Source organism: Enterobacter sp. BWH52, from assembly GCF_001037565.1.
Classification (GTDB): Bacteria; Pseudomonadota; Gammaproteobacteria; order Enterobacterales; family Enterobacteriaceae; genus Enterobacter; species Enterobacter hormaechei_C.
On the sequence record NZ_KQ089854.1, the window covers coordinates 3,265,654 to 3,278,338 of the forward strand.

At 57.1% G+C, this 12,685-nt stretch carries 10 protein-coding genes; 6 read left to right on the forward strand and 4 right to left on the reverse strand.

Annotated features, from left to right (window positions below; genetic code table 11):
- Positions 1-3 precede the first annotated feature (3 nt).
- The gene (locus SK47_RS15440; RefSeq protein ID WP_045330458.1) at positions 4-960 is read left to right on the forward strand and encodes a N(4)-(beta-N-acetylglucosaminyl)-L-asparaginase; all 957 of its coding nucleotides are present in this window, start codon (positions 4-6) and stop codon (positions 958-960) included.
- A complete protein-coding gene (locus tag SK47_RS15445; RefSeq protein WP_045337239.1) occupies positions 960-2,378 on the forward strand; it encodes a leucyl aminopeptidase family protein in 1,419 nt (472 codons plus the stop codon). Before SK47_RS15440 ends, SK47_RS15445 begins: the two co-directional genes overlap by 1 nt.
- A gap of 86 nt (positions 2,379-2,464) precedes the next feature.
- Here SK47_RS15445 and SK47_RS15450 read toward each other — a convergent pair whose 3' ends face one another.
- The 4 genes from SK47_RS15450 to SK47_RS15465 all read right to left on the reverse strand — a co-directional run bounded on the left by SK47_RS15450 (position 2,465) and on the right by SK47_RS15465 (position 6,908).
- A complete protein-coding gene (locus SK47_RS15450) occupies positions 2,465-3,166 on the reverse strand; it encodes a DnaA inactivator Hda (protein ID WP_211482948.1) in 702 nt (233 codons plus the stop codon).
- 96 nt (positions 3,167-3,262) lie between these two features.
- Positions 3,263-4,552, reverse strand: coding sequence for a uracil permease (uraA, locus tag SK47_RS15455; RefSeq protein WP_003860558.1), 1,290 nt, complete (start codon positions 4,550-4,552; stop codon positions 3,263-3,265).
- Between the two features lie 82 nt (positions 4,553-4,634).
- The gene (gene upp / locus SK47_RS15460; RefSeq protein WP_003860560.1) at positions 4,635-5,261 is read right to left on the reverse strand and encodes a uracil phosphoribosyltransferase; all 627 of its coding nucleotides are present in this window, start codon (positions 5,259-5,261) and stop codon (positions 4,635-4,637) included.
- Between the two features lie 216 nt (positions 5,262-5,477).
- Entirely contained in the window at positions 5,478-6,908 is a 1,431-nt protein-coding gene (locus SK47_RS15465; RefSeq protein WP_048244620.1) for a 6-phospho-beta-glucosidase, read from the reverse strand.
- Positions 6,909-7,174: 266 nt separating this feature from the next.
- On the opposite strand from SK47_RS15465, the gene purM reads away from it, so the two are divergent.
- From purM to ppx, 4 genes are all read left to right on the forward strand, one after another.
- The gene (purM, locus tag SK47_RS15470) at positions 7,175-8,212 is read left to right on the forward strand and encodes a phosphoribosylformylglycinamidine cyclo-ligase (RefSeq protein ID WP_023300680.1); all 1,038 of its coding nucleotides are present in this window, start codon (positions 7,175-7,177) and stop codon (positions 8,210-8,212) included.
- Entirely contained in the window at positions 8,209-8,850 is a 642-nt protein-coding gene (gene purN / locus SK47_RS15475) for a phosphoribosylglycinamide formyltransferase (protein WP_003860566.1), read from the forward strand. The genes purM and purN overlap by 4 nt, the downstream gene beginning before the upstream one ends.
- Positions 8,851-9,078: 228 nt before the next feature.
- Complete coding sequence (gene ppk1 / locus SK47_RS15480; RefSeq protein WP_003860568.1) at positions 9,079-11,139, forward strand: polyphosphate kinase 1; 2,061 nt, start codon at positions 9,079-9,081, stop codon at positions 11,137-11,139.
- Between the two features lie 3 nt (positions 11,140-11,142).
- The gene (gene ppx, locus SK47_RS15485; RefSeq protein WP_003860570.1) at positions 11,143-12,681 is read left to right on the forward strand and encodes an exopolyphosphatase; all 1,539 of its coding nucleotides are present in this window, start codon (positions 11,143-11,145) and stop codon (positions 12,679-12,681) included.
- Positions 12,682-12,685: the final 4 nt, after the last annotated feature.

The following is a 12,685-nucleotide window of genomic DNA, read 5'->3' on the forward strand; positions in this document are numbered from 1 at the left end:
AGCATGTGGGGAATTATCGCAACCTGGCGAATGGCGCTTGAAGGGGTAACGGAATCCGCGTCTGCCCTGGCTGCGGGCAAACCTGTAGCTGCGGCGGTAGTGGATGCCGTCGCCGCCGTCGAGGACTTTCCGTTTTATAAATCCGTCGGCTACGGCGGGCTGCCCACCGAAAACGGCGAGGTAGAGCTGGACGCGGCCTATATGGACGGCGACACGCTGGCGTTCGGCGCCGTGGGGAATCTGGTGGATATCGCCAACCCAGTGCGCGTGGCGCACGCGCTCAGCCGCCAGCGCTATAACAGCCTGCTGGTCGGCCAGGGCGCGCGCGAATGGGCGCTGAGTCAGGGCTTTGCCGATAAAACCATGCTCACGGATCGCGCCATGCAACACTACCGTAAGCGCTGCCGCGAAACGCTGGATAAGGGGTTAAGCCCCTACGACGGACATGACACCGTCGGCATCATCGGCCTCGATAAACAGGGCTCGATGAGCGTCGCCACTTCCACCAGCGGCCTGTTTATGAAAAAACGCGGTCGCCTCGGTGACTCACCCATCATCGGCTCCGGCTTTTACTGCGACAGCGAAACCGGCGCGGCCACCGCCACGGGCGTCGGTGAAGATCTGATGAAGGGCTGTACCAGCTACGAAATCGTTCGCCGGATGGCGCAAGGCATGACGCCGCAGCAGGCGGCGGATTCGGTCGTGTTCGAACTGGAAGACAAACTGATGTCGCGCTTCGGTCGCGCGGGCGATCTCTCCGTGGTGTGCATGAACAGCAAAGGAGAATTTGGCGCCGCGACCAACATCAAAACCTTCTCGTTCGTGGTGGCGACGGCTCGCCAGCCCCTCACCGTTTTCCGTACTGAACGCCTGCGGGAGAAAACGCACTATCACGCGGTAGATGAGGAGTGGATGCAGGCCTATGCCGCGCGGATCCGCGCACCGATTGAGGAGTTATGATGATCACGTACCAGTTTATCAACGCACTTTCAGACGCGAAGCCGCAGAGCCATTTGATTGCGCGCGCTGACAGTTCCCTGTTACCGGATAGCGCTCTTATCGCTGAAATGCGCCAGCAGAGCACCGTCGCGGACGCGCGCTTTGGCTGCGCGCCGTTTGCCCGCATCACTCTGTTGCCGGATGCGCTCTGGCATGACGCCCTGACCGAAGGGTTGATCACGGCCCTGCGACCGCTGCTTACCGCCCCCGCCAGCGCCGAACTCGTGCTGGACGTGACGGATATCGACGATGTGGTGCTGGCGCAGGTACTGCGTTTTCTCTTTAATCAGGCGCACATGCTCAGTGACCTGAAGCTGAAGAAGACGGACGAAGCGCTGCGCCTTACCTGCATCACTGCCCTCTGCCTGCCGGAACAGCAGGCGAAGCTGGAGACGACCTTCCGCCAGCAGCAGGCCATTGCGCTCGGCATGGTTGCGGCACGACGTCTGGCGGATATGCCATCCGACCGCTGTACGCCGCAGTTTGTGGTGGAAGAGGCGCAAAAACTGTGTGCCGCCAGCCCTGCTCTGCGCTGCGAGGTGTTGGATGAAAAGCAAATTGTTGAGCAGGGGCTGGGGCTACTGCACGCCGTTGGCAAAGGGGCGACCTGCCCGCCTCGCCTGCTGGCTATTCACTATAACGGCGTGTCTGATGGCCCGGTGCGCTGCTACGTGGGAAAAGGCATTACCTTTGACACCGGCGGCCTGTGGCTGAAGGAAGGCGCGGGCATGTACACCATGAAATATGACATGTGCGGCGCGGCTAACGTGCTCGGGCTGATGCTGACCGTTGCGGAGCTGAAATTACCCGTGCGCATCATGGGCGTGCTGGCGCTGGCGGAAAACGCCATCGGCCCCGACGCCATGCAGCCCGGCACGGTGGCAACAGCCTGCAACGGCATTACGGTGGAAATCAACAACACCGATGCCGAGGGCCGGCTGGTGCTGGCAGACGCTATCGCCTGGGCGAGTCAGCGCCATCCGCAGGCGCATTATATTATTGATATGGCGACCTTAACCGGAGCGGTGGTGAAAGCGCTGGGGTATGAGCTGAGCGGGCTGATGACCCAGGATGAGCCGTTGCGTCAGGCACTGACGCTCGCGGGCAAACGGAGCGGCGACGAGGTGTGGTCCCTGCCGCTGGATGCGAGGCTGAGAAAGCAAACCGACAGCGCGATTGCCGATCTGTGCAACACGCCGACCAACAATGCGGCGATCAGCGCCTCGGCGGCGTGGCTGCTGCACCATTTCTGCCCGCCGACTATTCCGTGGGCGCATCTGGATATCAGCGGGACGGCGCTGTGGCGAGAAAACGGACGGAGCGTGGCGTCGGGAAGACCGATTCCGCTGCTGGTGGAGCACTTGTTGGGGGATCTTTAGCCGGGTGGCGGCTGCGCCTTACCCGGCCTGCAAGGTATGACGGGTTTTCGTAGGCCCGGTAAGCGCAGCGCCACCGGGCAAAAAACTCAAAGCTTAAGAATATCTTTCACAAACGGAATGGTCAGCTTGCGCTGGGCGGTGATGGAGGCGCGATCGAGCTGATCGAGCGTATCAAAGAGCGTGCGCATCTCCCGATCCAGACGCTTGAGCAGGAAGCGCCCTACGTCTTCCGGCAGTTCAAATCCGCGCAGTCTGGCGCGCAACTGAAGTGCCTGGAGTTTGTCTTCATCCGACAGCGGTTGCAGCTTGTAGATTTGCCCCCAGTCCAGACGAGAGGCCAGATCCGGCAGCCCCAGATTGAGCTGGCGCGGCGGACGATCGCCGGTGATCAGCAGCCGGGTTTTGCCCGACTCCAGAATGCGGTTGTAGAGGTTAAAGATCGCCATTTCCCACGGTTCGTCCCCCGCCACGCATTCGATATTATCAATGCAGACCAGGGAGAGATGTTCCATGCCCTCCAGCACCTCAGGCACAAACCAGGTGCGTTTATCCAGCGGCACGTAGCCTACCGCGTCACCGCGCGCAGAAAGCTCCGCACAGGCGGCATGCAGCAGGTGGCTGCGTCCCGCGCCTTCGCGTGACCAGATATAGATGTATCCGCTGTGTTCCTGGCGCAGCACGTTTTGCAGTGCAGCCAGTAAAGAGGGGTTATCACCCGGCCAGAAACTCGCGAAAGTTTCGTCGTCAGGGAGATAAAGTGGCAGAGAGAGCTGTGCCGGTCCGTTCAGAAATACCTCAACCAGAGATCTTACATAAAATCGGAATGGAGTTTAACACGGAACCTGCAAGGAGAGAACCGGGCGATCCTTCGCCCGGCATGACGATCAATGTGGCGCTTTTTCGCTGTCGTCCGCGTCCAGCACCACCTCTTCCGGGCGGATCACCGAGATCAGCTTGAAAATCAGGCTCAGGCCGACGCCGACGATGGTCGCCAGCGCCATACCCTTCAGCTCTGCCGCGCCGATGTGCACCTTCGCGCCGCTCACGCCGATAATCAGGATAACGGAGGTCAGGATCAGGTTCTGCGCCTTGCTGTAATCCACTTTGGATTCAATCAGCACGCGAATACCGGAGGCACCGATCACCCCGTACAGCAGCAGAGAAACGCCGCCCATCACCGGCACCGGGATAATCTGGATCGCTGCCGCCAGTTTACCAACGCAGGAGAGCAGAATGGCGATGATCGCCGCGCCGCCGATAACCCAGGTGCTGTAGACGCGGGTGATCGCCATTACGCCGATATTCTCACCGTAAGTCGTGTTTGGCGTGGAGCCGAAGAAACCAGAGATGATGGTGGAGAAACCGTTGGCAAACATGGAGCGATGCAGGCCCGGGTCGCGGATCAGGTCGCGCTTCACGATGTTCGCCGTCACCACCAGGTGGCCGACGTGCTCAGCAATCACCACCAGCGCAGCAGGAAGAATGGTGAAAATGGCGAACCATTCAAAGCGCGGGGTGTAGAAGGTTGGCAGCGCGAACCAGTGCGCCTCGGCAATCGGGGTGGTATCCACAACGCCCATCACGAAGGAGAGCGCGTAACCCGCCAGCACGCCGATCAGGATTGGGATAATTGCCATAAAGCCGCGGAAGAGGACGGAACCGAATACCGTCACGCCCAGCGTCACCAGCGAAATAATAATGGTTTTAGAATCCGGTGACTGACCGTCCGCAGGCAGCAGCCCAGCCATGTTCGCCGCGACACCCGCCAGCTCCAGGCCGATGACGGCAACGATGGCCCCCATTGCCGCAGGCGGGAACATCACGTCCAGCCAGCCGGTACCGGCTTTCTTCACGATGAAGGAGACCAGGCAGAACAGCACGCCGCACATGATGAAGCCGCCCAGCGCGACCTCATAACCCAGCGGCAGCAACAGCAGTACCGGGGAGATAAACGCGAAGCTCGACCCGAGATAGGCCGGGATTTTGCCTTTACAGATGAAGAGGTAAAGCAGCGTACCGATGCCGTTAAACAGCAGCACGGTAGCCGGGTTAATGTGAAACAGGATTGGCACCAGCACGGTTGCGCCAAACATGGCGAACAGGTGCTGCAAACTAAGCGGGATTGTCTGTAAAAGCGGCGGTCTTTCACTCACCCCGATAGCACGGCGCGTCATAGTGTTTTCCTCTGAGTGTCATTGTTGGTTTTTATTCAAAAAAAAGCCGACTATCAAAGTCGGCTTCTTTATCGTTATTCGATTATTTAGTACCAAAAATCTTATCGCCGGCATCGCCGAGCCCCGGGATGATGTACCCGTGCTCGTTCAGTCCCTGGTCGACAGACGCGGTATAGAGTTCAACGTCCGGGTGCGCTTTTTCCAGCGCCGCGATACCTTCCGGCGCCGCAACCAGTACCAGCACTTTGATGCTGCTGCATCCCGCTTTTTTCAGCAGGTCGATGGTGGCTATCATCGAACCGCCGGTCGCGAGCATCGGGTCAACCACCAGCGCCATACGCTCATCGATGTTAGAGACCAGCTTCTGGAAGTACGGGACCGGCTCAAGCGTCTCTTCGTTACGGTAGATACCCACCACGCTGATACGCGCGCTTGGGACGTGCTCCAGCACGCCTTCCATCATGCCCAGACCCGCACGCAGGATTGGCACCACGGTAATTTTTTTACCTTTGATCTGCTCAACCTGTACCGGGCCGTTCCAGCCTTCGATGGTCACTTTTTCCGTTTCCAGATCAGAGGTCGCTTCGTAGGTCAGCAGGCTACCCACTTCAGAAGCCAGTTCGCGAAAACGCTTCGTGCTGATGTCATGCTCACGCATCAGGCCCAACTTGTGTTTAACGAGTGGGTGTTTCACTTCCACAATCTTCATTCTCTTTCTCCTCTGAGGTGGCATCCGCAAAAAAATCGCGGGATTATACCGCTTTTTTCGGATTGCGCCATACCCATCTTGCTTGACATACATCAATCAAAAACAAAAAAGCCGGAGGCGAGGCTCCGGCTTGGGGACGGGATTCTGCCGGGTGGCGCTAACGCTTACCCGGCCTGGACATCCCGTAGGCCCGGTAAGCGCAGCGCCACCGGGCAATTATAGCTGCTCTCCGTTGCTGGCAATCACCTGCTTATACCAGTCGAACGATTTCTTCTTGCTGCGGTTCAGCGTACCGTTACCTTCGTTATCTTTATCGACAAAGATAAAGCCGTAGCGTTTCTTCATCTCGCCGGTGCCGGCAGAGACCAGGTCGATACAGCCCCACGGCGTGTAGCCCATCAGATCCACGCCGTCTTCCACCACCGCTTTTTTCATCTCGCGGATGTGGGCGGAAAGGTAGTCGATGCGGTACTGGTCGTTCACCGTGCCGTCGCTCTCCTGCACGTCGATCGCGCCAAAACCGTTTTCCACAATAAACAGCGGCAGCTGATAGTGATCCCAGAACCAGTTCAGGGAGTAGCGCAGCCCGACAGGATCGATCTGCCAGCCCCAGTCCGATTTCTGCACGTACGGGTTAGAAACCAGGCTCTTGCTCTCGTCGTAATCCAGCGTCGGATTATCCGCCGTCGCTTTGGTAGCGAAAGACATGTAGTAGCTGAACCCGATGTAATCCACGCAGCCCTGCGTCAGCGCCACTTTATCTTCTTCGGTAATATCCAGCGCGAAGCCGCGACGTTCAAAGTAGTTGAGCAGATGCTGCGGATACTTGCCGCGCACGTGAACGTCGGTGAACCAGTAGCGGCGATGCATGGCGTTCATCGCCATCATCATGTCGTCCGGGGCACAGGTCAGCGGATAGATGGGGCACATGGCAATCATGCAGCCGATTTGCAGTGACGGGTTGATCTCGCGCCCCGCCTTCACCGCCAGAGCACTGGCCACCAGCTCATAGTGCGCCGCCTGGAACATCACCGGCTCGCGATTTTCTCCCGGCGCATATTTCAGCCCGGAGTTGGTAAACGGCGCAAAGTCTTCGTGGAAGTTGGCCTGGTTGTTGATCTCGTTAAAGGTCATCCAGTACTTCACTTTATGCTGGTAGCGCTCAAAAACGACCTTCGCGAAGCGGACAAAGAAGTCGATCAGCTTACGGTTGCGCCAGCCGCCGTATTCCGTCACCAGGTGGAAAGGCATCTCGAAGTGGGAAAGCGTGATCACCGGCTCGATGCCGTGCTTCAGGCACTCGTCGAACAAATCGTCATAGAATTGGAGTCCCGCTTCGTTCGGCTCCAGCTCGTCGCCTTTCGGGAAGATACGCGTCCAGGCGATGGAGGTGCGAAAGCATTTGAACCCCATTTCGGCAAAGAGTTTGATGTCTTCTTTATAGCGGTGATAGAAGTCGATGGCTTCGTGGTTTGGGTAATTTTTCCCCTCCATCACGCCGTTGGTGATTTCACGCGGTACCCCATGGGCGCCTGCCGTCATGACATCGGCAACGCTCACGCCCTTGCCGCCCTCTTTCCAGCCGCCTTCAAGCTGGTGCGCCGCAACGGCCCCACCCCACAGAAAACCTGCTTTAAATCCTGACATTCGCTATCCCTCATTCTGCGTTATTTTCTGCAAAAACAGTTACAGAAACCGGTTTCAGTTTGATGATGTGCAAAGGGGATTGCCGTTGCAAGCAGATCGCCGAAACCGGTTTCATTTTCGTGAACAGAGTCAAGTTTGTTGCCCTGTACAGGCCGCACAGAAAAAAAGATCCCCACGCCGAGAATAGGCTCGCAAACGTTTGCCTGGACTGTTAGAATTGCGCCGATTTTTCTTACTAGCTATGCAATCGCGTGGGGATTTAAGCCGTGACCAACAAAACTTCTCTCAGCTACAAAGATGCCGGTGTTGATATTGACGCAGGTAATGCGCTGGTTGACCGAATCAAAGGTGTGGTGAAAAAAACCCGCCGCCCGGAAGTGATGGGTGGCCTGGGTGGATTCGGCGCACTGTGCGCGCTGCCGCAAAAATATCGTGAACCTGTGCTGGTCTCGGGTACGGATGGTGTCGGTACAAAACTGCGCCTGGCGATGGATCTTAAGCGTCACGATACGATTGGTATCGATCTGGTGGCGATGTGCGTCAACGACCTGGTGGTACAGGGCGCTGAGCCGCTGTTCTTCCTGGATTACTACGCGACCGGCAAGCTGGACGTGGATACCGCAGCCAGCGTCATTAACGGTATCGCCGAAGGCTGCCTGCAATCCGGCTGTGCGCTGGTCGGCGGTGAAACCGCAGAAATGCCTGGCATGTATCACGGTGAAGATTATGACGTCGCAGGCTTCTGCGTCGGCGTGGTAGAAAAATCAGAAATTATCGACGGCAGCAAAGTGGCTGACGGCGATGTGCTGGTTGCGCTGGCCTCCAGCGGTCCGCACTCCAACGGCTACTCTCTGGTGCGTAAGATCCTCGAAGTGAGCGGTTGCGACCCGCTGACCACCGAGCTGGACGGCAAACCGCTGGCCGATCACCTGCTGGCCCCGACCCGCATCTACGTGAAAAACGTGCTGGAGCTGATTGAGAACGTTGACGTGCACGCCATCGCTCACCTTACCGGCGGCGGCTTCTGGGAAAACATTCCGCGCGTGCTGCCGGATAATACCCAGGCGGTGATCGACGCCTCCTCATGGCAGTGGCCGTCCGTCTTCAACTGGCTGCAAACCGCAGGCAACGTGAGCGAGCATGAAATGTACCGCACCTTTAACTGCGGCGTGGGCATGGTTATCGCCCTGCCCGCCAGCGAAGCGGATAAAGCGGTTAAACTGCTGACAGAAAAAGGTGAAAACGCGTGGAAAATAGGTACGATTAAAGCTTCCGATTCCGAACAGCGTGTGGTCATTGAATGAAAAACATCGTGGTGCTCATTTCCGGCAACGGAAGCAATTTGCAGGCAATCATAGACGCCTGCAAACAGAAGAAAATCAATGGCACCATTCGGGCAGTATTCAGCAACAAGGCCGATGCATTCGGCCTTGAGCGCGCGCGGGAAGCGAACATTCCTGCGCACGCGCTGGAAGCCAGCCAGTTCGCCGGGCGTGAAGCCTTTGACCGTGAGCTGGTGCAGGAGATTGACGCCTACGCGCCTGACGTGGTGGTGCTGGCAGGCTACATGCGCATCCTGAGCCCGGCTTTTGTTGCACACTACGCCGGACGACTGCTCAATATCCACCCTTCCCTGCTACCAAAATACCCCGGTCTGCACACCCATCGTCAGGTGCTGGAGAACGGCGATGAGGAGCATGGTACCTCCGTGCATTTCGTTACCGACGAGCTGGACGGCGGTCCGGTCATTTTGCAGGCAAAAGTACCGGTCTTTGACGGTGACAACGAAGACGACGTGACCGAACGTGTACAGGCTCAGGAACACGCCATTTATCCGCTGGTGGTAAGCTGGTTTGTTGACGGCCGTCTTGAGATGCGCGACGGCGCAGCCTGGCTGGACGGAGTGAAGTTGCCCCCGCAGGGTTATGCTGCCGAAGAGTAGTCTGTTTGAATTGCCCGGCGGCGCTTCGCTTGCACGGGCCTACGGTCCCGTAGGTCGTGGTAAGCGCAGCGCCACCCGACATCCCCTCCCCCAACCCTCTAAATTCCCCAATAAAAAAATAACTGTCATACTTTTCTGGCACTGTTGGACATATCGTGGAAATGCTCGCCATAATAAGGACGAGACGGATTTACCACGTCCTGTGATTGAACTGGAGTGTGAGCTGTAATGGGTCAGGAAAAGTTATACATCGAGAAAGAGCTAAGCTGGTTAGCATTCAACGAACGTGTACTTCAGGAAGCGGCCGATAAAACCAACCCGCTGATTGAACGTATGCGTTTTTTAGGCATCTATTCCAACAATCTGGATGAGTTCTACAAGGTTCGCTTCGCCGAACTGAAACGCCGAATCATCATCAGCGAAGAACAGGGCTTAAACTCCCACTCGCGACATCTGCTTGGAAAAATCCAGTCTCGCGTCATGAAAGCCGATCAGGAATTTGATGGCCTCTATAACGAGCTGCTGCTGGAAATGGCACGCAACCAAATCTTCCTGATCAACGAACGCCAGCTCTCCGCGAATCAGCAAAACTGGCTGCGCCACTATTTTAAACATTATCTGCGCCAGCATATCACCCCGATTCTGATCAACCGTGAAACCGATCTGGTGCAGTTCCTGAAAGATGACTACACCTATCTGGCGGTAGAAATCATTCGTGGTGAGACCATTAACTACGCGCTGCTGGAAATACCGTCTGATAAAGTCCCACGCTTTGTAAACCTGCCGCCGGAAACCCCGCGCCGACGTAAACCGATGATCCTGCTGGATAACATCCTGCGCTACTGCCTGGACGATATCTTCAAAGGCTTCTTCGATTACGACGCGCTCAACGCCTACTCGATGAAGATGACCCGTGACGCCGAGTACGATCTGGTGCATGAGATGGAAGCCAGCCTGATGGAGCTGATGTCTTCCAGCCTCAAGCAGCGCCTGACGGCGGAGCCAGTGCGGTTTGTCTATCAGCGTGATATGCCGGACGCAATGGTGGAGATGCTGCGCGATAAGCTGACCATCTCCCGCTACGACTCCATTATTCCCGGCGGGCGTTACCACAACTTTAAAGATTTCATTGGCTTCCCGAACGTCGGCAAAGCCAATCTGGTGAACAAACCGCTGCCGCGCCTGCGCCATATCTGGTTCGATAAGTTCCGCAACGGGTTCGACGCCATCCGCGAACGGGATGTACTGCTCTACTATCCGTATCATACCTTTGAGCACGTGCTGGAATTGCTGCGTCAGGCCTCATTCGATCCGAACGTGCTGGCGATTAAAATCAATATTTATCGCGTGGCGAAAGATTCCCGCATCATCGATGCGATGATCCACGCGGCGCACAACGGCAAGAAAGTGACCGTGGTAGTTGAGCTCCAGGCTCGCTTCGACGAAGAGGCCAACATCCACTGGGCGCGCCGACTGACGGAAGCGGGCGTGCACGTCATCTTCTCCGCGCCGGGGCTGAAAATTCACGCCAAGCTGTTCCTGATCTCCCGTAAAGAGGGTGACGAGGTGGTGCGCTACGCCCATATCGGTACCGGGAACTTTAACGAGAAAACCGCGAGAATCTACACCGACTATTCGCTGCTGACTGCCGATGCCCGCATCACCAACGAAGTGCGTCGGGTGTTCAACTTCATTGAGAACCCGTACCGCCCGGTGAGCTTCGATTATCTGCTGGTGTCACCGCAGAACTCACGGCGCCTGCTGTACGATATGATCGACAAAGAGATTGCCAATGCGCAGAACGGCTTGTCGTCCGGCATTACGCTGAAGCTCAACAATCTGGTGGACAAAGGGCTGGTGGACCGCCTGTACGCGGCCTCCAGTTCTGGCGTTCCGGTAAATCTGCTCATTCGTGGCATGTGCTCGCTCATTCCGGAACTGGAAGGCATTAGCGATAACATCCGCGTGATCAGCATTGTGGATCGCTATCTTGAACACGATCGCGTCTATATTTTCGATAACGCCGGTGATAAGCGCGTATACCTCTCGTCCGCCGACTGGATGACGCGTAACATTGATTACCGTATTGAAGTGGCGGCACCGCTGCTGGATCCTCGCCTGAAGCAGCGTATCCTGGACATTATCGAGATCCTGTTCAGCGATACGGTGAAAGCACGTTATATCGACAAAGAACTCAGTAATCGCTATGTACCGCGCGGCAATCGCCGTAAAGTGCGCTCGCAGCTGGCGATTTACGATTACATTAAATCACTTGAGCAACCCGATTAACCTATGCCAATAAACGATAATACCCCACGCCCGCAGGAGTTCGCTGCGGTCGATCTTGGCTCAAACAGTTTCCATATGGTCATCGCCCGCGAGGTGGATGGCGCGATGCAGATCATCGGTCGTCTGAAGCAGCGTGTGCATCTGGCCGATGGTCTCGACGCGCGTAACATGCTGAGCGAAGAGGCTATGGAGCGCGGGCTGAACTGCCTGTCGCTGTTCGCAGAACGTCTGCAAGGCTTTTCACCGTCCAGCGTCTGCATCGTCGGAACGCATACGCTACGCCAGGCGCTGAACGCGCCGGAATTTCTTAAGCGCGCGGAAAAGGTTATCCCCTACCCGATTGAGATCATCTCCGGTAACGAAGAAGCGCGCCTGATTTTTATGGGCGTGGAGCATACGCAGCCGGAAAAAGGCCGCAAGCTGGTGATTGATATCGGCGGTGGCTCCACGGAACTGGTGATTGGCGAAGACTTCGAGCCGCGTCTGGTGGAAAGCCGCCGTATGGGCTGCGTCAGCTTCGCGCAGATGTATTTCCCGGGCGGCGTCATCACCCGCGAAAACTTCCAGCGCGCGCGCATGGCCGCCGTACAAAAACTGGAAAATCTGGCCTGGCAATACCGTATTCAGGGCTGGAACGTGGCGCTGGGCGCATCAGGGTCGATTAAAGCGGCCCATGAAGTGCTGCTGGCGATGGGTGAAAAAGACGGGTTTATTACGCCTGAGCGCCTGGTGAAACTCACCGAAGAGGTGCTTAAGCATAAGAGCTTCGACGCCCTGAGTTTGCCGGGTCTGTCCGACGAACGTAAAGCCGTGTTCGTACCGGGGCTGGCGATCCTCTGCGGCGTGTTTGACGCGCTGGCGATCAAAGAGCTGCGTCTCTCTGACGGCGCCCTGCGTGAAGGCGTGCTGTATGAGATGGAAGGACGTTTCCGTCATCAGGATATTCGCAGCCGTACCGCGCAGAGCCTGGCCAACCAGTACAACATCGACCGTGAACAGGCGAAGCGCGTTCTCGAAACCACGGTGCAGATGTACGAGCAGTGGGAGGAGCAAAATCCTAAGCTGGCGCATCCGCAGCTGGCCGCACTGTTAAAATGGGCCGCCATGCTGCACGAGGTGGGGCTGAACATTAACCACAGCGGAATGCATCGCCATTCAGCCTATATTCTGCAAAACAGCGATCTGCCTGGCTTCAACCAGGAGCAGCAAACCATGATGGCGACGCTGGTCCGCTATCACCGCAAGGCCATCAAGCTCGACGATCTGCCGCGCTTTACGTTGTTTAAGAAAAAGCAGTTCCTGCCGCTCATTCAGCTGTTGCGCCTGGGCGTATTGCTCAATAATCAGCGACAGGCGACCACCACGCCGCCGACGCTGAAGCTAAAAACGGATGACTATCACTGGACGCTGAGCTTCCCGCACGACTGGTTCAGCCAGAACGCGCTGGTACTGCTGGATCTGGAAAAAGAGCAGCAGTACTGGGAAGCGGTCACCGGCTGGCTGCTGAAGATTGAAGAAGAGAGTTCTGAGGCGGCAGCGTAACGGC